The sequence below is a fragment of the Kineococcus auxinigenes genome (assembly GCF_050871525.1).
Taxonomy (GTDB): Bacteria; Actinomycetota; Actinomycetes; order Actinomycetales; family Kineococcaceae; genus Kineococcus.
The window spans coordinates 1-22,268 of sequence record NZ_JBKBCT010000022.1 but is presented as its reverse complement, the minus strand read 5'-3'; the positions used below and the strand labels follow the sequence as shown (position 1 = coordinate 22,268).

Annotated in this window: 23 protein-coding genes; 6 read left to right on the top strand and 17 right to left on the bottom strand. The window is 75.9% G+C overall.

Going from position 1 to position 22,268, the window contains the following annotated elements:
• Positions 1-16 precede the first annotated feature (16 nt).
• The 7 genes from ACRYR9_RS08575 to ACRYR9_RS08545 form a co-directional block, all read right to left on the bottom strand.
• Positions 17-721: a GAF and ANTAR domain-containing protein gene (locus ACRYR9_RS08575; RefSeq protein ID WP_432496101.1), complete on the bottom strand. Its 705-nt coding sequence runs from the start codon at positions 719-721 to the stop codon at positions 17-19.
• 105 nt (positions 722-826) lie between these two features.
• Positions 827-2,290: an adenosylhomocysteinase gene (ahcY, locus tag ACRYR9_RS08570; RefSeq protein WP_432496098.1), complete on the bottom strand. Its 1,464-nt coding sequence runs from the start codon at positions 2,288-2,290 to the stop codon at positions 827-829.
• 182 nt (positions 2,291-2,472) lie between these two features.
• Positions 2,473-3,630: an SIS domain-containing protein gene (locus tag ACRYR9_RS08565; RefSeq protein WP_432509226.1), complete on the bottom strand. Its 1,158-nt coding sequence runs from the start codon at positions 3,628-3,630 to the stop codon at positions 2,473-2,475.
• Complete coding sequence (locus tag ACRYR9_RS08560) at positions 3,627-3,854, bottom strand: Trm112 family protein (RefSeq protein WP_432491999.1); 228 nt, start codon at positions 3,852-3,854, stop codon at positions 3,627-3,629. Before ACRYR9_RS08560 ends, ACRYR9_RS08565 begins: the two co-directional genes overlap by 4 nt.
• A complete protein-coding gene (locus tag ACRYR9_RS08555) occupies positions 3,851-5,311 on the bottom strand; it encodes a phosphomannomutase/phosphoglucomutase (protein ID WP_432492001.1) in 1,461 nt (486 codons plus the stop codon). Before ACRYR9_RS08555 ends, ACRYR9_RS08560 begins: the two co-directional genes overlap by 4 nt.
• A 77-nt stretch (positions 5,312-5,388) precedes the next feature.
• Complete coding sequence (locus tag ACRYR9_RS08550; protein ID WP_432492003.1) at positions 5,389-5,652, bottom strand: hypothetical protein; 264 nt, start codon at positions 5,650-5,652, stop codon at positions 5,389-5,391.
• Between the two features lie 108 nt (positions 5,653-5,760).
• A complete protein-coding gene (locus ACRYR9_RS08545) occupies positions 5,761-6,162 on the bottom strand; it encodes a DUF3499 domain-containing protein (RefSeq protein ID WP_432492005.1) in 402 nt (133 codons plus the stop codon).
• A 135-nt stretch (positions 6,163-6,297) separates the two neighbouring features.
• Here ACRYR9_RS08545 and ACRYR9_RS08540 point away from each other — a divergent pair, with 135 nt between their 5' ends.
• Positions 6,298-6,735, top strand: coding sequence for a metallopeptidase family protein (locus ACRYR9_RS08540; RefSeq protein WP_432492007.1), 438 nt, complete (start codon positions 6,298-6,300; stop codon positions 6,733-6,735).
• Between the two features lie 30 nt (positions 6,736-6,765).
• On the opposite strand, the gene ACRYR9_RS08535 is transcribed toward ACRYR9_RS08540, so the two are convergent.
• Entirely contained in the window at positions 6,766-7,005 is a 240-nt protein-coding gene (locus tag ACRYR9_RS08535; RefSeq protein ID WP_432482215.1) for a WhiB family transcriptional regulator, read from the bottom strand.
• Between the two features lie 461 nt (positions 7,006-7,466).
• On the opposite strand from ACRYR9_RS08535, the gene cofD reads away from it, so the two are divergent.
• Positions 7,467-8,486, top strand: a complete 1,020-nt coding sequence (gene cofD, locus ACRYR9_RS08530; RefSeq protein ID WP_432492159.1) for a 2-phospho-L-lactate transferase — start codon at positions 7,467-7,469, stop codon at positions 8,484-8,486.
• The gene (gene cofE / locus ACRYR9_RS08525) at positions 8,486-9,532 is read left to right on the top strand and encodes a coenzyme F420-0:L-glutamate ligase (protein WP_432492161.1); all 1,047 of its coding nucleotides are present in this window, start codon (positions 8,486-8,488) and stop codon (positions 9,530-9,532) included. Before cofD ends, cofE begins: the two co-directional genes overlap by 1 nt.
• 117 nt (positions 9,533-9,649) lie before the next feature.
• On the opposite strand, the gene ACRYR9_RS08520 is transcribed toward cofE, so the two are convergent.
• From ACRYR9_RS08520 to ACRYR9_RS08510, 3 genes are read right to left on the bottom strand one after another with little or no spacing between them, the layout of a single operon-like run.
• A complete protein-coding gene (locus ACRYR9_RS08520) occupies positions 9,650-10,588 on the bottom strand; it encodes a polysaccharide pyruvyl transferase family protein (protein WP_432492009.1) in 939 nt (312 codons plus the stop codon).
• 17 nt (positions 10,589-10,605) lie between these two features.
• Entirely contained in the window at positions 10,606-11,595 is a 990-nt protein-coding gene (locus tag ACRYR9_RS08515) for a DNA-3-methyladenine glycosylase family protein (RefSeq protein WP_432492011.1), read from the bottom strand.
• 13 nt (positions 11,596-11,608) lie between these two features.
• On the bottom strand, positions 11,609-12,298 hold the full coding sequence (locus ACRYR9_RS08510) for a TetR/AcrR family transcriptional regulator (protein ID WP_432492013.1): 690 nt from the start codon (positions 12,296-12,298) through the stop codon (positions 11,609-11,611).
• A 211-nt stretch (positions 12,299-12,509) separates the two neighbouring features.
• Here ACRYR9_RS08510 and ACRYR9_RS08505 point away from each other — a divergent pair, with 211 nt between their 5' ends.
• From ACRYR9_RS08505 to ACRYR9_RS08495, 3 genes are all read left to right on the top strand, one after another.
• Positions 12,510-13,775, top strand: coding sequence for an MFS transporter (locus ACRYR9_RS08505; RefSeq protein WP_432492163.1), 1,266 nt, complete (start codon positions 12,510-12,512; stop codon positions 13,773-13,775).
• 104 nt (positions 13,776-13,879) lie between these two features.
• Positions 13,880-15,580 (top strand): glycoside hydrolase family 3 protein, encoded by a 1,701-nt coding sequence (locus tag ACRYR9_RS08500; RefSeq protein ID WP_432492165.1) that lies wholly within the window; start codon positions 13,880-13,882, stop codon positions 15,578-15,580.
• 184 nt (positions 15,581-15,764) lie between these two features.
• The gene (locus ACRYR9_RS08495; protein ID WP_432492015.1) at positions 15,765-16,121 is read left to right on the top strand and encodes a GNAT family N-acetyltransferase; all 357 of its coding nucleotides are present in this window, start codon (positions 15,765-15,767) and stop codon (positions 16,119-16,121) included.
• 40 nt (positions 16,122-16,161) lie between these two features.
• Here ACRYR9_RS08495 and ACRYR9_RS08490 read toward each other — a convergent pair whose 3' ends face one another.
• From ACRYR9_RS08490 to ACRYR9_RS08465, 6 genes are all read right to left on the bottom strand, one after another.
• Entirely contained in the window at positions 16,162-16,425 is a 264-nt protein-coding gene (locus tag ACRYR9_RS08490; protein WP_432492017.1) for a hypothetical protein, read from the bottom strand.
• 128 nt (positions 16,426-16,553) lie between these two features.
• The gene (locus tag ACRYR9_RS08485) at positions 16,554-17,594 is read right to left on the bottom strand and encodes an ABC transporter ATP-binding protein (protein WP_432492019.1); all 1,041 of its coding nucleotides are present in this window, start codon (positions 17,592-17,594) and stop codon (positions 16,554-16,556) included.
• Positions 17,591-18,634, bottom strand: coding sequence for an ABC transporter ATP-binding protein (locus tag ACRYR9_RS08480; protein ID WP_432492021.1), 1,044 nt, complete (start codon positions 18,632-18,634; stop codon positions 17,591-17,593). The genes ACRYR9_RS08485 and ACRYR9_RS08480 overlap by 4 nt, the downstream gene beginning before the upstream one ends.
• Complete coding sequence (locus ACRYR9_RS08475; RefSeq protein ID WP_432492167.1) at positions 18,631-19,539, bottom strand: ABC transporter permease; 909 nt, start codon at positions 19,537-19,539, stop codon at positions 18,631-18,633. Before ACRYR9_RS08475 ends, ACRYR9_RS08480 begins: the two co-directional genes overlap by 4 nt.
• 44 nt (positions 19,540-19,583) lie before the next feature.
• The gene (locus tag ACRYR9_RS08470) at positions 19,584-20,525 is read right to left on the bottom strand and encodes an ABC transporter permease (RefSeq protein ID WP_432492023.1); all 942 of its coding nucleotides are present in this window, start codon (positions 20,523-20,525) and stop codon (positions 19,584-19,586) included.
• Positions 20,522-22,045, bottom strand: a complete 1,524-nt coding sequence (locus tag ACRYR9_RS08465) for an ABC transporter substrate-binding protein (RefSeq protein WP_432492025.1) — start codon at positions 22,043-22,045, stop codon at positions 20,522-20,524. Before ACRYR9_RS08465 ends, ACRYR9_RS08470 begins: the two co-directional genes overlap by 4 nt.
• Positions 22,046-22,268: the final 223 nt, after the last annotated feature.

Below are 22,268 nucleotides of genomic sequence, written 5' to 3'. Positions count from 1 at the left end.
CGCGGCCCGGCGGGGTTCAGCCCGTGGCGCCGCGCAGCACGCCGGTGGTCACCAGCTCCTCGGCGACGTCGCGCAGCTTGACGTTGGTGTGCTGGGAGGAGTGCGTGAGCAGGGTGAAGGCCTGGTCGGGCGTGATGCGGTGCCGCTCGACCAGGACGCCCTTGGCCTGCTCGATGACGGCGCGCGAGGCCATGGCCCGGCGCATGTTCTCGGCGTCCTCGGTGGAGCGGGCGTGGGCGTCGGCGTTGGCGACGGCGATCGCGACGAACGCGGCGACCTCCTGCCCGAGCACGACGTCCTCCTCGCCGAAGGCGCGGGGGCGCGAGGAGTAGCAGTTCAGCGCCCCGATGCTGCGGCCCTGCACCGGCAGCGGCAGCGACAGCGAGCTGCCGATGCCCGCCGCGGCGGCGGCGCGGGCGTAGTCCGGCCAGCGCTCCTCGGTGCTCGTGTCCTCGATGACGAAGACCTGCCCCGCGCGGCCGGCGTCCATGCAGGGGCCGTAGCCGCGCTCGTACTGCATCTCGTCGGCGTCCAGGGCCATCTGCCCGTCGTGGGCGGCGGTGAAGGCCCGCTCGCCGCGCAGCAGCGTGGTGGAGACCGACTCGGCGGCGGGCAGGGCCTTGCGGGCCACGCCGACGACCTCGGTGAGCACGTCGTCGAGGGGGCGGTCGGTGAGCAGCACGGCGGCGAGCGCCGCGTGCAGCTCGCTCAGGTCGGACACGGGACTCCTCCTTCGGGGTGGTGCTCGGCCGGGTGGTGCGTGGACGCCGACCGCCCGGCACCCCGTGGGGTGCCGGGCGGTCGTGGACCTGCAGTCTGCCAGGTCTCAGTAGCGGTACTCGTCGGTCTTGTAGGGACCGGCGACGTCCACGCCGAGGTAGTCGGCCTGCGTCTTGGTCAGCTCCGTCAGCCGCACGCCGAGGGCGTCCAGGTGCAGGCGGGCGACCTTCTCGTCGAGCAGCTTGGGCAGCACGTGCACGCCCACGGGGTAGGCGTCGTGCCTGCCGAACAGCTCGATCTGCGCGAGCACCTGGTTGGTGAAGGAGTTCGACATCACGAAGCTGGGGTGGCCGGTGGCGTTGCCCAGGTTCAGCAGCCGGCCCTCGGAGAGCACGATGACGCTGTGCGCGCCTCGGCCGTCGGCGGCGGGGATGCGCCACTCGTGCACCTGCGGCTTGATCTCGACCTTCTCCACGCCGGGCACGCGGGCCAGGCCGGCCATGTCGATCTCGTTGTCGAAGTGGCCGATGTTGCCCAGGATCGCCTGGTGCTTCATGCGGACGATGTCGCCGGCCATGACGACGTCGCGGTTGCCGGTGGCGGTGATGACGAGGTCCGCGGTCTCGACGACGTCGTCCAGGCGGGCGACCTGGTAGCCGTCCATCGCGGCCTGCAGCGCGTTGATGGGGTCGATCTCGGTGACGATCACCCGGGCGCCCTGACCGCGCAGCGACTCCGCGCACCCCTTGCCGACGTCGCCGTAGCCGCACACGACGGCGACCTTGCCGCCGATGAGGACGTCGGTGGCGCGGTTGATGCCGTCGATCAGGGAGTGGCGGGTGCCGTACTTGTTGTCGAACTTCGACTTCGTCACGGCGTCGTTGACGTTGATCGCCGGGAACGGCAGCACGCCGGCGCGGTGGTACTCCGCCAGGCGGTGCACACCGGTGGTCGTCTCCTCGCTGACGCCCTGGATGCCCTCGGCCACGCGGGTCCAGCGCTGCGGGTCCTCGGCGAGGGAGCGGCGCAGCAGCTCCAGGACGACGCGGTACTCCTCGGAGTCGTCCTCGGTCGGCTCGGGCACGGCGCCGGCGGCCTCGAAGCGCTTGCCCTCGAGCACGAGCATCGTGGCGTCGCCGCCGTCGTCGAGGATCATGTTGGGGCCCACGCGGTGGCCCTCGGCGTCGGTGCCCCAGTCGAAGATGCGCTCGGCCAGGCGCCAGTACTCCTCGAGGGTCTCGCCCTTCCACGCGAACACCGGCGAGCCGGCGGGCGCCTCGGGGGTGCCGTCGCCCACGACGATCGCGGCGGCGGCCTGGTCCTGGGTGGAGAAGATGTTGCAGCTGGCCCAGCGGACCTGCGCGCCCAGGGCCACGAGGGTCTCGATGAGCACGGCGGTCTGCACGGTCATGTGCAGCGAGCCGGCGATGCGGGCGCCGGCCAGCGGCTGCGACTCGGCGAACTCGGCGCGCAGCGACATCAGGCCGGGCATCTCGTGCTCGGCCAGGCGCAGCTCGTGGCGGCCGGCCTCGGCGAGGGAGAGGTCGCGGACCTCGAACTCGAACGTCATGCGGAACTACCCCTCCGGGGGATCGGTGGCGTGGGCCCCCGGCGCGGCCCCTCTGAGCCACTCGGCATCACCGGACGCCGGAGCCCTCCCAGGGTACGCGCCGGCACGGCACCGGTCGCGGTGCGCCGTGGCGCGCGGGCCGGCCCCCGCCGCCGGTGCCCGCCGCCCTCCCCGCGGGTCGCTCACCCCAGGCGCTGGCGCAGGTCCGCCACCTGCGGGGACGCGGCGGGGTCGGTGCCGCTGGCGAGCGCGAGGTACGCGGCGGCGAAGTCGGTGCGGGCGATCACCTGCGCCAGGCGCACCAGCGGCTCGCCGGGCTCGGCGACGACCTCGCTGACGCGGACCCCGGCGTCCTCGGCGGTCCTGGCGACCGCGTCGGCGACGACCCGCTCGGCGTCCGGCACGGCGGCGGGGGCGTCGCGCAGCAGGGTCAGCTGCAGCCGCGGGCCGGTCGGGCCGTCCAGGAACGGGTCGGCGAAGACGTCCTCGGGCCGGGCGGCGAAGGGGCCGCCGAAGGTGGCGACGACCTCGCTGGCGTCGTCGGGCAGCGCCCCGGCGACGGCGGGGACCCGCGCGGTGCGCGCCAGCACCGAGGCGGTGCGCCGGGCCGCCGCGGCTGTGAGGTCGCCGTCGGCCAGGACGACGGGCACGGCACCGGCCAGCTCCATCGCCAGGACCTTGGCGGGGTTGACGAAGGGCTCCGACCACGGCCGGCAGGCCTCCGCCTCGGCGTCGAGGCGGTCGGCGACCGCCGCCAGCACCGGTGCGGGGGTGCGCACGAGGTCCAGCGCGTGGGCGGCCAGCAGCACCGGGGTGAGCATCGACCACAGGGACACGCGCGAGGAGCGGGTGCCGGCCTCCGCGGCGCGCACGCCCCGCGCCGGGGGGACGTGGACGTTGCCCGGGCGGGCGCCGAGCGCCGCCAGGGGCGAGCCGTCCGCGGCGACCGCGACCACGCGCGCGCCCCGGCGCACGGCCTCGGTCGCCAGGGCCAGCGGCCCGGGGGCGCGCCCGGACATGGACACCGCCACCACGAGGTCCAGCGGGCCGACCCAGCTGGGCAGCGGCCCGCCGCGGCGGGCCACCAGCGGCACGGGGCAGCTGCGCCCGGCCAGGGAGGTCAGCACGTCGGCGACGACGGAGGCGCCGCCGAGGGCGGCGACGACGACCGCACGGGGGCGGCCGTCCTCGGCGAGCCGGCCGGTGCCGGCGCCCGCGGACAGCTCGACGGCCTCGCGCACCTGCGCCCCGGCGCCGGCCAGGGAGCGCAGCACGCCGGAGGGGTCGGCGGCGGTGAGGGCGTCGCCGTCGCCGAGCAGGGTCTCGTCCAGGGCGTTCACCGCTGCTCCTCCCACCGGGCGCGCACGTGCTCGGGCACGTCCAGGGCCTCGTCGGCCAGCAGCACGGGCACGCCGTCGCTCACCGGGTAGCGGATGCCGTCGGCGGTGGCGAGGAACACCTCGCCGTCCGTCTCGAGCGGGGTCAGCGGTTGCCCGGTCAGCGGGCAGCGCAGCAGCTCCAGCACCCACGGCTCCAGCCGGAGCCCGGCGGGCGCGGCGCTCACCGGGCACCGCCGCGCACCACGGCGAGCACGCGGTCGCGCACGGCTGCCATCGTCTCGGGGTCGGCGCCCTCGGCGTTCAGCCGCAGCAGCGGCTCGGTGTTCGAGGCGCGCAGGTTGAACCACCACACCGGCTGCCCGTCGGTGCCCGGGGAGGAGACGGTCAGCCCGTCCAGGCGGTCCACCTCCAGCTCACGGCCCTGCGCGGCGGCCAGCTCGCGCTCCGCCGCCAGGACCCGCTCGGTGACGGCCGCGGCGTCGTCCACGGTGGAGTTGACCTCCCCGCTGGAGGCGTAGCGCTCGTACTCGGCCGCCAGCTTCGACAGCGGCAGGTCGCTCTCGGCGAGCGCGGCGAGCACGTGCATCGCGGCGAGCATGCCGGTGTCGGCGGACCAGAACTCGCGGAAGTAGTAGTGGGCGGAGTGCTCGCCGCCGAAGACGGCGCCCTCCTCGGCCATGCGCTGCTTGATGAAGGAGTGGCCCACCCGGGTGCGCACCGGCACGCCGCCGGCCTCGGCGACGATCTCGGGCACGGCCCGGGAGGTGATGAGGTTGTGGATCACCCGGGGCTCGCGCCCGGCGGCCAGCTCCTTGGCGATCTCGCGGCGGGCGACCAGCGCGGTCACCGCGCTGGGGCTGACCGGGTCGCCGTTCTCGTCCACGACGAAGCAGCGGTCGGCGTCGCCGTCGAAGGCGAGCCCGAGGTCGGCGCCGGCGCGCGGGACGGCGGCCTGCAGGTCGCGCAGGTTCTCCGGGTCCAGGGGGTTGGCCTCGTGGTGGGGGAAGGTGCCGTCGAGCTCGAAGTACAGCGCCTCGACCCGCAGGGGCAGCGCCGGCAGCCCGGCCGCGTCGCCGAGCACGGCGGGCACGGTGTGCCCGGCCATGCCGTTGCCGGCGTCCACCACGACCTCCAGCGGCCGCGCGCCGGACAGGTCCACCAGGGAGCGCAGGTGGGCGGCGTACTCGGCGAGCAGGTCCTGCCCGGACACCGCGCCCGGCGCGGCGGTCCCGGCGGGGACCTCGCCGGCGTCCAGCCAGGTCTGGGCCAGCTCGCGCACGGCGGCCAGGCCGGTGTCCTGGCCCACGGGGCGCGCGCCGGCCCGGCACAGCTTGACGCCGTTGTACTGCGCCGGGTTGTGGCTGGCGGTGAACATCGCGCCGGGCACGTCCAGGGAGCCGCTGGCGAAGTACAGCCCGTCGGTGGAGCACAGCCCGATGAGCACGACGTCCACGCCGCGCGAGGCCACCCCGTCGGCGAACGCGGCCGACAGCTCCGGCGACGAGGGGCGCATGTCGTGGCCGACGACCGCGCGGGGGGCCGCGCCGGCCGCGGCCTCCGGCAGCACCACCACCTCGGCGAAGGCGGCGCCCAGGGCGCGCACGACCGGGGCGTCGAGCTGGTCGGGGACGACCCCCCGGACGTCGTAGGCCTTGACGACGGTCGACAGGGAGGCGCTCACGCGGGGAGCCTACAAGCGCCGCCGCCGGCCGGTGGGGTCGTGGAGACCCGCCGCGCCACCGGCCGGCGCCGGGAACCTCACTGCTTGCGGGTGCGCTCCAGCACGGAGTCCACGCTCAGCGGGCCGCCGGAGGACTGCCACGTGCGCTCCTCGCAGACGTGGCAGGAGACGAAGCGGACGGGCGTGCCGTCCGTGAGGGACATCGACAGCTGGGTGACGCGCTCGCTGCCGCAGGAACCGCAGGCGGTGCCCTCGCGGTGCCCGGCCTGGGTCAGCGACCCCAGCGGCGGGGCGGGACGGGCGGCGCGGGAGCGGCGGGTGCTGCTGGGACCGACGGGCACGGGGGCCTCCGGGGGCTCGACGCGGGGTGACACCCCGTCCATCGGCAGGTCCGCGACGCGGCTTGAGCCCCCGTCCGGGGGAACACCCGGCTCCGGGCCGGTGGTCGCTCAGCGCGGGTGGTCCTCGCGCAGCACGCGCAGGTGCACGCGCCGCACGGCGGGGGCGTCGGGGTCGACGCCGGGGCGCGCGGTGCCGGGGCGGTCGCGCACGGCCTCGGCGACGGCGAGCAGGTCGTCGTGCCTGCTGGCGGCCTCCACCAGCTCCGGAGCCAGCCGCACGACCTCCCAGCCGCGCGGCGCGGTGAGGCGCTCGGCGTGCTCGGCGCACAGGTCGTAGCAGTGGGGTTCGGCGTAGGCCGCGAGGGGGCCCAGGACGGCCGTGGAGTCGGAGTAGACGTAGGTCAGGGTCGCGACCGCGGTCCGGCCGCACGCCGTCCGCGAGCACCGCCGCACCGCTGCGCCGTGACGACCACCACCGCCTCCGGCGGGACTCGTGCGGGGAGCGTTCACCCGCCGAACGCTACCGCTGATCCCGCGCCCTCGGGGAGCGGCGGCGGGGTGGGACGCACCGTGTCGCGACGGGCGCGGCGCGCGACGACGGGCGGGACCGGGGACGCGCCGGGGCGGGCTTGGTACCTTGCGCCGATGAGCACGCCCAGGGCGCAACGCCGGCGCCGCCGCGTGCGGCGCGACCGCCACGGTCGCGGCCTGCGCGGCCCGCTGCTGCCGGCCTCGCTGCCGGCGGCCCGCACCCGCGCAGAGCGCTTCGACGACCTGGTGCTGGACGCGGTGGAGCTGCTGGAGCGTCGCTGGGCGGAGCAGCTGGCCGGCGTGGAGTTCGCGGTGGAGGACGTCCCGCCCTCCGACCCCGCCCCGTGGGAGGACGAGGTCGTGCCGCTGGGGCGCCTGTTCCCCGCGGACGGCTCGGGGCCGGCGCGGGTGGTGCTGTACCGGCGGCCGCTGGAGACGCGCGCCGGCGGCGAGGACCTCGAGGACCTCGTGGCCGACGTGGTCGTGGAGCAGGTGGCGCACCTGCTGGACATGGACCCCGAGGAGGTGGACCCCCGCTACGGCGGGGAGTGAGCCCAGGGGTGGCCGGGCCCCGCGGCGGCTTCAGCCGGTGCGGCGCTTGAGCCGGCGGCGCTCGCGCTCGGAGAGCCCGCCCCAGATGCCGAAGCGCTCGTCGTTGCCCAGGGCGTACTCCAGGCACTCCTGGCGCACCTCGCAGGACTGGCAGACGCGCTTGGCCTCGCGGGTGGAGCCGCCCTTCTCCGGGAAGAACGCCTCGGGGTCGGTCTGCGCGCACAGGGCCAGCTCCTGCCAGCCCGGGTCCTCGGGCGTCAGGCCGGACAGCCCGGTGGGCGGGGCGCCGAGGACCGAGGGGGCCTGGGGCACCTCCTCGCGCAGGGGGGCCACGAGCCGCAGCTCGGGGCGCCCGCCGGGCAGGCCCGGGTGCTCGGGACGGCGGACGGCGCCGTCCTCGTCGTGGTGCTGGACTTCGATCTCCACTGGGAGCCCCCACAGCCTCGGTCTGTCACTACCGGTGACGCGACGGTCACGGAAGACCACCACTGGTGGAATTACACGCGTGTCGTCCGTACTAGTCAAGCCCGCCGTGGTATCACCTGCGCCCCCTCCGTCACACCAGCCGCAGCAGCACCACCGATCAGCCCTCCTCCTCACCCGTTCGGCCGCACCGGTGCACCCGTCCGGGCCGCCCGCCCGTGACCGCCGCGGGGCGTGACGGCGACAATGGGCCGGTGAGCCCCACCACCCCCGACCGCACCCCCGCGCGCGCCCCCGGCGCGGCCCCCCTGCGCATCACGGCCCTGGCCGGCGGCGTGGGCGGGGCACGGTTCCTGCGCGGCCTGCTGGCCGCGCTGCGCTCCAGCGCGGACCCGGCCCGGCGCGACGCGCAGGTGACGGTCGTCGTCAACACCGCCGACGACGTCACCCTGCACGGGCTGCGGATCAGCCCCGACCTGGACTCGGTGATGTACACCCTGGGCGGCGGCATCGACGAGGAGCGCGGCTGGGGCCGCGACCACGAGACCTCCGGCGTGGCCGACGAGCTCGCCCGCTACGGGCGCACACCGACCTGGTTCACCCTGGGCGACAAGGACATCGCCACCCACCTGGTGCGCACGCAGGCGCTCGCGCAGGGCCGCACGCTCTCGCAGGCCACCGACGAGCTGTGCCGGCGCTGGCGGCCCGGCGCGCGGCTGCTGCCGATGACCGACGACGTCGTGGAGACCCACGTCGACCTCGCGCCCGTGCCCGAGGCCGAGCGCTCCGCCCACGACGGCGAGGCAGGCGGGCGGCGCGTGCACTTCCAGGAGTGGTGGGTGCGCCTGCACGCGGCCGTGCCCGCGCTGCGCATCGAACCGGTGGGGGCCGCCACCGCCCGCCCCGCCCCCGGGGTCCTGCAGGCCCTCGCCGACGCCGACGCCGTGGTGCTGCCCCCCAGCAACCCCGTGGTCTCCATCGGCTCGATCCTGGCGGTGCCGGGGATCCGCGAGGCGCTGGCCGCCACGGCCGCGCCGGTCGTGGGCGTCTCCCCCGTCGTCGGCGGCGCCCCGGTGCGCGGCATGGCCGACGCCTGCCTGTCGGCGATCGGCGTGCCCACCACCGCCGCCGCCGTGGCCGGCCTGTACGCCGACTTCCTGGACGGCTGGCTGATCGCCGAGGGCGACGAGGCCCCCGCCCCCGGGCCGCGCCCGCTGGCCGTGCGGCGGCGCCCGCTGCTGATGAGCGACCCGGCCGCCACCGCCGCCCTCGCCGGGGCCGCCCTGGACCTGGCGGGCGAGCTCACCGGGGAGGTGCACGCCGCGTGATGCGCAGCACCACCAGCCTGCAGGTCGTCGGGATCACCGGGGTCGGCGAGGTGTGCGCGGGCGACGACCTCGCCCGCGTCCTCGTCGAGGCGCTGCACGCCCAGCGCGCCTCCGTCGTCGACGGCGACGTCCTCGCCGTGTCCAGCAAGGTCGTCTCCAAGGCCCGCGGCCTGACCGCGCCGCTGGAGCAGCGCGAGGCCGTCATCGCCGCGCAGTCGGTGCGCACCGTCGCCGCGCGCCGCACCCCCACCGGCCTGGCCAGCGTCGTGCAGTCCGCCGCCGGGCCGGTGATGGCCGCCGCCGGCGTCGACGCCTCCAACGTCGTCGACGGCACCGTGCTGCTGCTGCCGGCCGACGCCGACGCCGAGGCCCGGGCGCTGCGCACGGCCCTGCGCGAGCTGACCGGCGCGGACGTCGGCGTGGTCGTCACCGACACGGCCGGGCGGGCCTGGCGGGAGGGGCAGACCGACTTCGCCCTCGGCGTGGCGGGCGTCGACGTGCTGGACGACCTGCGCGGCGAGCTGGACGCCTCCGGGCGCCCGATGAGCGTGACCGCCCGCGCCATCGCCGACGAGGTGGCCGCCGCCGCCGACCTCGTCAAGGGCAAGACGGACGGCGTGCCGGCCGCCCTCATCCGGGGGCTGGGCGAGCGGGTGCGCGCCGACGACGGGCCCGGGGCGCGCTCGCTGCTGCGCCCGGCCAGCTCGGACTGGTTCCGGCTGGGGCACGTGGAGGCCGTGCGCGCCGCGATCGGCGCCGCGGCCGTCGACGCCCCGCCCGTGGTGCCCGGCACGCTCGCCGAGCGCCTGGACCGGGTCGCACAGGTCGCCACCGCCGGCGGGCCGGGGCGGTGCCTCGTCAAGGACGACGGCGCCGGGCCCGTGCTGCGGCTGTCCGCCGAGGACGCCTTCGAGCTGGGCGCGCTGGCGCAGCGGGTGCTGGCGGCGCTGTGGACGGAGGACCTGCGCGGCCGGGTCGAGCGCGACGGGGAGCCCGACGGCGAGCGCGAGGCCCTGGTGCGGGCGGCGCCGGCCCCTCGCCCTTGACGACCCTCCCCCCTTCCTCTCCCCCATTCCTCTCCCGGGGGCGGAAACCATGGCTTCCGCCCCCGGGAGAGGCCCTTCAAGGGCGGAAACCGTGGTTTCCGCCCGGGGTGGGGACGGTCAGGGGTGCAGTGCGGCGCTGAGCGCGTCGAGCTGCTCGGACCCCGCGGCGGGGGCCTCGGCGCGGGCGGCGGCCGCGGCGGCGCGGCCGCTGCCGCAGGTGCACCAGGCGAGCTGCTCGTCCAGGGCGCCGCCGCCACCGGCGGCCAGGACCTCCTCGGCGCTCAGCAGGCCCGGCCAGCCCCACGCGCGCGCCTGGGCGCTCACCTTGCCGCCGCCGGCGACGGGGTCCACCGCGAGGGCCGGCACCCCCGCGCGCAGGGCCAGGACGAGGCCGTGCAGGCGGGTGGTGACCACGACGTCCAGGCGGGAGACCACGGCCAGGACCTGCTCGGCGGTGGCGGGCAGGCGCCAGTCGCGCGGGTCGACGCGGGTGTCCAGCTCCAGGCGGGCCACGTCCAGGCCGCCGAGCCAGCCGGTGACCGCGTCGGCGACCTCGTCGTGGCGGCGGCGGGCGCCGTACTCGCCCTGCCCGCGGGTGAGGTACGCGCCGACGACGGGCACGGCCGGGGCGGGCGGGCGGGCGGCGAGGTCGCGGCCGGGTGCGGCGCCCGGGGCGTCGCGCGGCACGACGGCGTGGAAGCCGGTCACGGCCGGGTCGGCGGGGTCCAGGACGGAGACGCCCACGGCGAGGCGGCGGGCGTGCGGGAAGCGCTCGTGCACCTGCTGCACGGGCCGGCCGGTCAGCGGGCCGCACGCCCACACGACGTGGGTGTACGCGGCGGGGTCGACCCGCAGGACCTCGTCGGCGTCCTCGTACGGCAGCCCGCCGCGGGGTCCGTACGCCCGCAGGACCGCCGGGCTGAAGGCGAGGTCGACCTCGGCGCCGTCCTCGCGCAGCCGCTGCGCGACGGCCTCGGTGCTCAGCAGGTCGCCGGCCGTGGCCTCGCCGTGCAGGACGCTGGACCAGCCGATCAGGAGCACGCGCACGCGGTGCATCCCACCAGCCGCGCCGCTCAGCCGCCGCGGCGGGGTCGGTGCGCGCGCAGGGCGCGGTTCGGGGTGTGGGTGGGCAGGGCGGCGCGGGGGCCGCGGCGGGGCCGGCGCACCCCGGCGAGCACCAGCAGGCGCTGCACGCGGTAGCGGTGCCCGCGGTAGCACTCGATGACCTCGGCGCACCCGGCGTCGTCCAGGACCTCGCCGGTCAGGGCCCAGGAGACGTCGGCGGCGACGTGCAGGTCGCCGAAGGAGAAGGCGTCGGGGTGGCCGTGGGCGCGGGCGCGCACCTCCGCGGAGGTCCACACGCCGATGCCGGGCAGGGAGCGCAGGGCCCGGTCCGCGGCCGCCTCGTCCATCGCCAGGGTGCGCTCCAGGGCGGCGGCTCGGGGCGCGGCCAGGATCGTGACCTTCCGCCGGCGCAGCTCCACGCCGGCGGCGAGCCACTCCCAGGAGGGCACCTCCAGCCAGTCGCGGGGGGCGGGGGGCACCCACACCCCCGCCGGGCCGGGGGCGGGTTCGCCGAAGCGCAGCACGAGGCGCCGCCAGCCGGCGAACGCCTCGCGGGTGGTGACGACCTGCTCCAGCGCGGAGGCCGACAGCGCCTCGAACACCGCGCGGGTGCGCGGCTGGCGCCAGCAGGGGTGGGCCCGCCAGGCGTCGTGCAGGGCGGCGTGCTCACGGCGCGGGCGGAACTCGGCGTGGGTGGTGTCGGCGGCGCCCAGCAGGTCCGGCACGCCGTCCAGGGCCCACTCGGCGCCGGGGCCCCAGGCGCGGGCCTCGACCTCACCGGTGCGCGGGTGCGGCAGCAGGTGCAGCTGCGCGGGCCCGCACGGGGTGCGGGTGGCGCGGCGCACGCTGCCGTCGTCCTCGCGGCGGAAGGCGGGGTCGGCCGCGCCGCGGCGCAGCACCGAGACGGTGCACGCCAGGTCCAGCTCCCAGCCGGGCCGCCAGCGGCGCACCAGGGGTGCGCCGGCGTGCGCGGGGGCGCGCTCGGTGGGGACGCTCACCGCTCCACGGTAGTCAGGCGCCGGTCGTGATCGGCGCGGCCCGGTGCAGCTGGGCGGGCCAGGCGTCCTCGACGAACACCGCGCGCACCAGGTCCGCCAGCAGCGCGGTGACGTCGGCGTCGGCCGGCTCCAGCAGCCACTGCACCTGGGCGCCGTCCTGCAGGGCGAACATCGCGCGCGCCGCACGGCGGGGGTCGACGTGGGCGCGCAGCAGGCCCTGCGCGCGGGCGCGCTCCAGCTGCGCCGACATGCCCTCGACGGCGGCGCGGTAGCGCTCGCGGTAGTAGCCGTGCGCGGGGTGCTCGGGAGCGGTGGCCTCCGCGGAGGTCACGGCGAAGAGCGCGACCAGGCCGGGCGCTGTCGCGTTGAGCTCGGCCAGGCGCAGCACCAGGGCGGGCAGCTCGCGGGGGTCGTCGACGTCCTCGAAGACCGCAGCGGTGCGCTCGTCGCGCCGGCGCAGGACGGCCATCAGCAGCTCGTCCTTGCCGGGGAAGTAGTGCAGCAGCGTGGGGTGGGAGACGCCGCAGGCGCGCGCCAGGTCGCGCAGGGAGGTGCCGCGGTAGCCGCCCTCGCCGAACAGGCGGGTGGCGACCTCGAGGATCTGCTCGCGGCGGGCCTCGCGCTGGGCGCGGCGCGAACCCGGCGCCGCGGCCCGCTCGTCGGGGGCGGACCCGTCCGCCGCCTCTGCCGCCACCCGGCTCACGTCGCCTCCCCCAGCGCGGCCGCCCGTGGCCGTGCGCGCGCAGGCTAACCGACCGCCCGTCCCCGTGAGTCCCGCCACGGTCCCCCGTCCGGTCCAACACTCACCTACCGACTGGTAGACGACGGGCGTACCCTCCCGGGGTGCGCCGCTGCGGCGGCGCTGGGGACCGCGCCCGCGACGGGCGCAGGACGAAGGAGTCGCAGTGACGCAGATGAGCACCCCCGCCGCACCCGGCGCGACGAACCCGCCGCCGGCACGACCCGGCCGGGGGTTCGTGCCCCTGCTGGGAGCGGCCAACTTCGGCGCCTACCTGGCGCTGCTGACCCCCGTGCTCGTGGGCCTGTCGCTGAAGGTCACCGAGATCGCCGGCGACGACAAGGCCACCGCCCTGGGCCTGGTCACCGGCGTGGGGGCCCTGTTCGCGCTGTTCGCCAACCCGCTCATCGGGCGCCTGTCGGACCGCACGGCCTCCCGGCTGGGGATGCGCCGGCCGTGGATCCTCGGCGGTGCCGTCGTCGGGGTCGCCGCGCTGGCCCTCATCGGCGCCGCGCACTCGGTGTGGGTGGTGCTCGTGGGCTGGTGCCTGGCGCAGACCGCGTTCAACGCGGTGCTCGCCGCGGCGAACGCGACCATCCCCGACCAGGTGCCCGAGCGCGAGCGCGGCCGCGCCTCGGGCGTGGTCGGCGTGGGCACCCCGCTGGCCATCGTGGTCGGCTCCTGGGCGGTGAACCTCCTGGACTCCTCCCTGGCGCGGTTCCTCGTTCCCGGCGCCCTCGGCGGCGTCCTCGCCGTGCTGTTCGCCCTGGCGCTGCGCGACCGCCGGCTGGCGCAGGCGCCCGCCGGGCGGCTGAGCGCCCGCGAGTTCTTCGGCTCGTTCGTGTTCGACCCGCGCGCGCACCCCGACTTCGGGTGGGTGTGGCTGGGCCGGTTCGCGATGTTCTTCGGCTACGCCGGCATCGCCGCCTACCTGCTCTTCTACCTCACCGACGAGCTCGGCCTGTCCGAGAGCAGGGCCGTGGGCGTCATCGCGCTGGCCAACACCGCCGCGGCCGTGCTGATGATGGCCTCCAGCCTGCTGGGCGGCGTGCTCTCCGACCGCCTCGGCGCGCGCAAGCCGTTCGTGGCGCTGGCCAGCGTCGTGATGGCCGTGGGGCTGCTGCTGCTGGCCTTCGCACCGGGCGTCGCCACGGTCGTCGTCGCGCAGGCCGTCATCGGCCTCGGTTTCGGCGCGTTCATGTCGGTGGACATGGCGCTGGCCACCAGCGTCCTGCCGAACCCCGACGAGGCCGCCAAGGACCTGGGCGTGCTGAACATCGCCAACGCCCTGCCGCAGTCCATCGCCCCGGCCGTCGCCCCGGCCGTCATCGCCGCGGGCGCCCACCTGCCCATCGGCGGGTACAGCACCTGGTACCTGCTGGGTGCGATCGTCGTGTTCGCCGGCGCGGCGTGCGTGTTCCGCGTGGAGTCCGTCAAGTGACCCAGACCCAGGAGAACGATCCCGTGACCACCGAAGCACCCGCGCCGCCCTACCGGGACGCCTCCCTGCCGATCGAGCAGCGCGTGTCGGACCTCCTCGCGCGCATGACGCTGGAGGAGAAGGCCGGCCTGATGTTCCAGGACATGATCGCCCCCGGCCCCGGCGGCGAACTGGCCGAAGCGAACCCCGCGTTCGGGCTGGGTTCCACGCGCGAGGCGGTGGCCGGCAAGCACCTGAACCACTTCAACCTCCTCGGCAGCGTCCAGGACGCGCGCGAGACGGCGACCTGGCACAACCGGCTGCAGGAGCTCGCCGCCGGCACCCGGCTGGGGATCCCCGTCACCCTGTCCACCGACCCGCGCAACCACTTCTCCGACAACCCCGGCACGGCCGCGACGGCCGGGGCGTTCTCGCAGTGGCCCGAGACGCTGGGCCTGGCGGCGCTGCGCTCGCCCGAGCTCGTCGAGCGGTTCGCCGACGTCGCCCGGCAGGAGTACCTCGCCGTCGGGATCCGGGCGGCGCTGCACCCGCAGGTGGACCTGGCCACCGAACCGCGCTGGGCACGGGTGGTGGCCACGTTCGGCGAGGACGCCGACCTGACGAGCGAACTGGTCGCCGCCTACGTGCGCGGTTTCCAGGGCGAGCGGATCGGGCCGGACTCGGTCTCGACGATGACCAAGCACTTCCCCGGCGGAGGCCCGCAGAAGGACGGCGAGGACCCGCACTTCCCCTACGGCAAGGAGCAGGTCTACCCGGCGGGGATGTTCGAGCACCACCTGAAGCCGTTCGAGGCGGCCATCGCCGCCGGCACCTCGCAGATCATGCCGTACTACGGGATGCCGGTCGGCACCGAGCACGAGGAGGTCGGGTTCGGTTTCAGCAAGAGCGTGATCACCGGCCTGCTGCGCGAGCGCCTCGGTTTCGACGGGATCGTGTGCACCGACTGGGGCCTGCTCACCGACGCGGTGATCCTGGGCCAGGACGTGCCCGCGCGCGCCTGGGGCGTGGAGCACCTCAGCCCCCTGGAGCGGGCCGAGAAGGTGCTGCTCGCCGGCTGCGACCAGTTCGGCGGGGAGTCGCGGCCCGAGCTGGTCGTCGAACTCGTGCGCACCGGCCGGGTGAGCGAGGAGCGCATCGACGTCTCCGTGCGGCGCCTGCTGCGTGAGAAGTTCCGCCTCGGGTTGTTCGAGAACCCGTACGTCGACGTCGAGGCCGCGGTGCGCACCGTCGGGAACGAGCGGTTCGTGCGCGACGGCGAGCTGGCCCAGCGCCGCTCGATGACCCTGCTGACCAACCGCGACGGCGTGCTGCCCCTGGACGCCGCGACGACCGGCCCCGTGTACGTGGAGGGCCTGGACCCCGAGCTGGTGCGCCGCCGCGGCCTGCGGGTCGTGGACGACCCGGCGCAGGCGCAGCTGGCGCTGGTGCGGCTGCGCGCGCCGTACGAGCCCCGCCCCGGCGGGTTCGAGGCGATGTTCCACGCCGGCTCGCTGGAGTTCGCGCCCGCCGAGCGGGAGCGGCTGCGCGCCCTGCTGGCGGCCGTGCCGACCGTGGTGGACCTCTACCTGGACCGCGCCGCGGTCGTGCCCGAGCTGGCCGAGGGGGCCGCCGCGCTGCTGGTGGACCACGGCAGCAGCGCCGAGGCCTTCCTCGACGTCGCCCTGGGCGTCGTCGCCCCCGAGGGCAGGCTGCCCTTCGACCTGCCCTCCTCGACGGCGGCCGTGGAGCGCAGCCGCCCCGACGCCCCGTTCGACACCGTGGCTCCCCTCTTCCGCTTCGGCCACGGCCTGTCCTGCGGCGGCTGAGGCCCCTCGTCCCCGCCGGCGACCGGGAGCAGCTGGCCCCGGTCGCCGGCGGCACCACCCGGCGCGCCCGCCTGCCGCACCCGGCCCACCGGGGCCACGGCACGGCCACTCGCCTGTCATCCTGGCGCCGGAGGCTGTTCACTGCTCCACGACGGCCGTCGCCCCGACCGACAGGAGAGGCACCGTGAGCACCACGCCAGAGCAGACCGCGACCGACGTCGCGCCCGAGCAGCAGCTCACCGTGAGCGACAACGCCGAGCTGTCCCGCTTCGAGGGCCGGGTGGGCGGGGAGCTGGCCGCCGTCGCCGTCTACTCCCCCGCGCCGCGCTTCCTGGTGTTCTCCCACACCGAGGTCCTGCCCGGCTTCGAGAGCCGCGGCATCGCCTCCGCCGTGGTGCGCCACGCGCTGGAGGAGGTGCGCGAGCGCGGGCTGACCGCGGTGCCGCTGTGCCCGTTCGTCTCCCGCTGGATCCAGCGGCACCCGGAGTTCTCCGACGTCGTGCAGCGCACCTCCACCCGGGTGCCGCGCGACGAGGACTGACGCCCGGGCGTCACCCGGGGAGCTCGTCGGCGCGGGGTCGTCAGCGCGCGACGCGGCGGGGCGGCTCGTGCAGGGACAGCGAGGCGATGGAGTCGCACAGGTGCGGCAACGACTCCAGGACCTGCTCGGCCACCTCCAGCGCCAGCGGGGTGGAGGACAGCACGGTCACCGTCAGCCGCCCGCGCGTGCTCGGGCCCTGGGAGACGAAGCAGCCGGGCACCGCCGCGGCGATGCCGGACAGGAACCCGTTGAGCTCGCGGGTGCCGATCGGCTTGGTGGTCTCGATCTCCAGGACTGTCTTCACCCGCTCCTCCTCGGCACGCGGACGGGCGGACCGGACCGCGCGGGTGGCAGGAGCCCCTGAACGGAGCACGCGGCGGCGTGCGCACGGGTGACGCGCGCCGGGCCGGCCGGGCGGATCGGGCGGGCCGGTCAGGCGGGCCGGTGCTCCGCGGCGACGGGCACGCCCACCACGCCGTGCAGGTGGCACGCCGCGGTGTGGGCGGGCTCCACCTCCTGCAGCGCCGGGTCCACGTCGGGGCACGGCGCGAACGCGCGCGGGCAGCGGGTGCGGAAGCGGCAGCCGGAGGGCACCCGCGTGGCCGAGGGCACGTCCCCGGACAGCACGATCCGCTCGCGGCGGCGCTCGGCGGCCGGGGAGGGCAGCGGCACCGCCGACAGCAGCGCCTGCGCGTAGGGGTGCTGCGGGCGGGTGCTGACGGCGTCGGCGTCCCCCACCTCCACCACGCGCCCCAGGTACATCACGGCGATGCGGTCGCTGACGTGCCGCACCGCGGCCAGGTCGTGCGAGACGAACAGGTACGTCAGGCCCAGGCGCTGCTGCAGGTCGCGCAGCAGGTTCAGCACCTGCGCCTGCACGCTGACGTCGAGCGAGGCGATGGCCTCGTCGCACACCACGAAGTCCGGCTCGCCCGCCAGGGCGCGGGCGATGCCGACGCGCTGGCGCTGGCCGCCGGAGAACTCGTGCGGGTAGCGCGAGGCCACCGACGGGTCCAGGCCGACGAGCTCCAGCAGCTCGGCCACCCGTGCCGCGCGCGCCTGCGCACCGCGGTGCAGGCCGTGCACCTGCAGCGGCTCGGCGACGGTCTGCCCCACGGTGGTGCGCGGGTCCAGCGAGGCGTACGGGTCCTGGAAGACCATCACGGCGCGCCGGCGCAGCGCGCGCAGCTCGCGCGCGCCCAGCGCGGTGACGTCGGTGCCGTCGAACTCGACGGTGCCCGCCGTCGGCTCCACCAGGCGCAGCAGGGCGTTGCCCAGGGTGGACTTGCCGCACCCGGACTCCCCGACCAGCCCCAGCGTCTCGCCTCGGCGGATGTCCAGGTCGACCCCGTCCACCGCCCGGACCTCTCCGGTGCGCTTGCGGCGCAGCCCCTTCGAGCGCACCGGGAAGTGCACCTCGAGCCCGCGGGCGCGCACCAGCACGTCGCCGCCCTGCTGCGCTGCCGCGTTCACGCGCCCACCTCCCCGGCGTCGCGCGCCGCGTCGTAGAACGTCGCCGCCCGGTGCGGCACGTCGCCCCCGCCGGAGCCGTCGCCGGCAGCGGTGCCCACGGCGGTCAGCGGCGGCTGCTCGGTGGCGCAGCGCTCGTGGCCGCGCACCGGGCAGCGCGGCCAGAACACGCACCCGGGCGGCAGGTCGGTGGGCGGCGGCGGGGTGCCGCCGATGGCGACGAGCTCGCGGCGCCGGCCGCCCGGCTCGTCGTCGTGCAGCTGCGGCAGCGAGCCCAGCAGCCCCTGCGTGTAGGGGTGCGCGGGGCGCTCGAAGACGTCGTCGACGGTGCCGTCCTCGACGCAGCGCCCGCCGTACATCACCAGCACCCGGTCGGCGATCCCGGCGACCACCCCCAGGTCGTGGGTGATCCACACCACGCCGGTGTCGTGCTCGTCCTGCAGCCGGGCCACCAGGTCCAGGATCTGCGCCTGCACGGTGACGTCCAGGGCGGTGGTGGCCTCGTCGGCGATGAGCAGGGCGGGGTCACCGGACAGGGCGATCGCGATGACGACGCGCTGGCGCATCCCGCCGGACAGCTCGTGCGGGAAGCGGTCCAGCGCCCCGCGCGGGTCGGGCAGGCCCACGTCGGCGAGCAGCTGCGCGGCCCGCTCGCGCGCCTCCTTCTTGCCGGAGACCCTGCGGTGCGCGAGCAGCCCCTCGGTGAGCTGCCGGCCGATCGTCAGCACCGGGTTCAGCGACGTCATGGGGTCCTGGAACACCATCCCGACGCCGTCGCCGCGCACGGCGCGCAGCTCCCGCTCGCGCATGCGCAGCAGGTCCCGGCCGCGGAAGACGGCGGTGCCGGACACGCGGGCCTGCTTGGGCAGCAGCCCGAGCAGAGCCATCACCGACACGCTCTTGCCGCTGCCGGACTCCCCCACGACGGCGACCGTCTCGCCCGGCGCCACGGAGTAGCTCAGCCCGTTGACGATCTCGGCGCTCCCGCGGGCGGTGTCCATCCGCACCCGCAGGTCCTGCACGGTCAGCACCGGCTCGCTCACGCGCGCACCCCCGCCCGGCGACGCCGGCGCGGCTTCGCGCGGGCGGCCTCCAGCGCGCTGCGCTGCTGCGGGTCCAGCACGTCGCGCAGCCCGTCGCCCAGCAGGTTGAACGCCAGCACCAGCAGCACGATCGCCAGGCCCGGGAACACCGCCATCCACCACGCGTCCTCCAGGTAGCCGCGGCCCTCCGAGAGCATCCGCCCCCAGCTCGGCGCCGGCGGCTGCGTGCCCAGGCCCACGAACGACAGCGCCGCCTCGGCCAGCACCGCGAACGCCAGGCTCACCGACGTCTGCACGATGATCGGCGGGGCGGCGTTCGGCAGGACGTGGCGCAGCAGCATCCGGGCGTCGGAGACCCCCACGGAGCGCGAGGCCCGCACGAACACGCTCTCCTTCACGCCGAGGACGGCCGCGCGCGTGACCCGCGCGAACACCGGCGTGTAGGTGATGCCGATGGCGATCATCGCGTTCGTGGTGCCCGGCCCCAGGATCGCGATGACCGCGATGGCCAGCAGGATCGCGGGGAACGCGAACAGCACGTCCATCAGCCGCATGAGCACCGTGTCCAGCCAGCGGCCGTAGAACCCCGCGAGCAGGCCCGCGGTGACGCCGACCAGCAGCGAGAAACCCACCGCCACCGCGCCCACCTGCAGCGAGACCGCCGCGCCCAGCACCACGCGGCTGAGCACGTCGCGGCCCAGGTCGTCGGTGCCGAACCAGTGCCCCCCGCCCGGCGGCAGCAGCCGCTGCTGGACGTCCACCTCGTTGTAACCGGTGGGGGCGATCTGCTCGTCGAACAGCGCGAGGACCACCACCCCCACCACGACCAGCGTGGCGAACAGCGTCGGCGGGGACGTCAGCAGCAGCTTCAGCGCCGTGGTGAACCGCCCGCGCGCCGGGCGCACCGAGATCCGCTTCGCGGGCACCGCCACCGCGTCCTGGGCCGCGCTCACGCGCTGATCCTCGGGTCGAGCTTGGAGTACAGCAGGTCCACCACCAGGTTCACCAGGAGGAACACGAACGCGAACAGCAGCACCGCGCCCTGCAGGACGGGGTAGTCGCGCGCCTGCACCGCCTGCAGGGCCAGCTGCCCCAGGCCCGGCCAGGCGAACACGATCTCCACCACGACGACCCCGGACAGCAGGTACGCCAGCTGCACGCCCGTCACCGTCACCAGCGGCAGCAGGGCGTTGCGCAGCACGTGCCAGTTCAGCACCGCGCGGGCCCCCAGGCCCTTCGCGCGGGCCGTGCGCACGTGCTCGGCGCCCAGCGCCTCCAGCACGCTGGAGCGGGTGAACCTGGTCAGCACGCTGCCGGAGACCAGGCCCGTCGTCACCGCCGGCAGCACCAGCGCGCGCGCCCAGCCCAGCGGGTCCTCGCTCAGCGGCACGTACCCGCCGGCGGGGAACCAGCCCAGGACGCCGGCGAACAGCAGGATCAGCATGATGCCCATCCAGAACTCCGGCACCGAGATGCCGATCTGGCTCAGGACCGTGCCCACCCCGTCGACGAGCGAGCGGGGCCGCAGCGCGGAGGCGGTGCCCAGCGGGACCGCGATGAGCAGCGCCACGAGGATCGAGGCGCCGGCCAGCGACAGCGTCGCCGGCAGGCGCTCCAGGATCAGCGCCGTCACCGGCTCGCCGGAGCGGAAGCTCACGCCCAGGTCACCGGTGACCGCGCTGGAGATCCACTGCAGGTACTGCACCACCAGCGGCTGGTCCAGGCCGGCGCGCTCGCGCAGCGCCTCGTACGTCTCCTGGTCGAAGCGGGTGCCCAGCGCCAGGCGCACCGGGTCGCCGTCGACGAGGTGCACGAGGGCGAACACCACCACGCTGACGCCGAGCAGGACGACGACGGACTGCAGCGCCCGCCGCAGCGCGATCCCCGTCACGAGGGCAGTTCCACCTCCTCGAAGTTCACGGCCTTGTCCGGGCGGATCGTGTAACCGGTCAGCCCGGGCGTCCACGCCTGCACCACGTCGGGGTTGTACAGGTACACGTAGGACACGTCGTCGACGATCTGCTTGGCCGCCTGGTCGTAGAGGTCCTTGCGCTCGTCGCGGTCGGTGGCGACCGCGGCGCGGTTGAGCAGGTCGTCGGTGACGGGGCTGGAGTAGCCCTGGTAGTTGTTCGACCCGCCGGTGCGGTGCTGGCCGTCGTAGTAGTCGAACGGGTCGATGTTGCCCAGCCAACCGAGCATGAAGGCGTCGAAGTCGCCGCGGCCCTGCCGGTCCAGCCAGGTCGCGAAGTCCTCCGTCTGGATCTCCACCTGGACGCCGAGCGGTTCGAGCTGGCTGGCGAGGACCTGCGCGGCCGTCACCGTCTCGGGGTACTCGGAGGTCACCATCAGGCCCATCGTGATCGGGGTGGTGACCCCGGCGCCCTCCAGCAGGCGCTTCGCCTCGTCCACGTCCGTGGTGAAGGGGGCGTAGTCGTAGTACCAGAAGCTGTCCTCGGGGATGGCCGTCTGGTTCGGGCGGGCCGCGTCGAAGCGCGCCGCCTCGGTGACCGCCGCGCGGTCCACGGCGGTGGCGATCGCCCGGCGCACGTCGCGGTTGTCGAACGGTGCCTTGGCGTGGTTCATCGCCAGGTACCAGTAGTCGACGCTGGCGACCTGCCCGAGCTCGACCTGCTCGTCCTCGGCGAGGTCGGAGACCTGCTGGGTGGGCACGTTGTCGGTCCACTGGACCTGGCCGCTGGTCAGCGCGGTCATCGCGGCGGCCGGTTCGGTGATGAACTGGAACGTCATCCCGTCCAGCGCGGAGGCCTCGCCCCAGTACTCGTCGAACCGGCTCAGCGAGACCTCGCTGGCGGAGGTGCTGTCCAGCCGGAACGGGCCGGTGCCCACGGCCTGCGTCGTCAGGCTCGCCTCGTCCACGCCCGAGGGCAGGATCGCCATGCCCTTGAAGCCGCCGATCTGAGCCAGCAGCGCCGGCGTGGGCTCGGAGACGGTGATGACGACGGTGCGCGGGTCCTGCGCACGCACGTCCGTCACGGTGGCGAAGCGGTAGGCGTTGGAGAGCTGCTGGTCGATGATGCGGTCGTACGAGAAGACGACGTCGTCGGCGTCGAAGGTGGAGCCGTCGTGGAACGTGACGCCGTCGCGCAGGGTGAACGTCCAGGTGAGGCCGTCGTCGCTGGTGGTCCAGTCCGTGGCCAGCGACGGCTCCATGGACTCGCCGTCCGCGCTGGGCACCACGAGGGTGTCGTAGACGTTCTCCAGCACCTGGAAGCTGGCGTAGGCGGTGGTCTTGTGCGGGTCGAACTGGTCCGGCTGGGCGCTGATGGCCGCGACGAAGGCGCCACCGCCCTCCCCGCCGCCCTGGCCGGTGTCCACGCCCTCGCCGGAGCTGCACCCGGCGACGACGATCGGCGTGGCGGCGAGCGAGCTGAGCACGGTGCGGCGGCGCATGGGGGTTCCCTCTTCCGCGGTCGACGACGGCTGAGCGGGTCCGCCCGTCGGTCGACGCGCGGGCTCAGCGCCGACACACCATGCCGACATCCCCCCGGATGCACCAACCCCCACCACGGCGGGTCGCGATTCTTCACACGATCGCAACCTCCGTCCCCCTCCCCCCTCCGCCCCCCCTCCCCGCGGTGATCTTGCACGCTTGAGGGCTCAACCGTGCAAGATC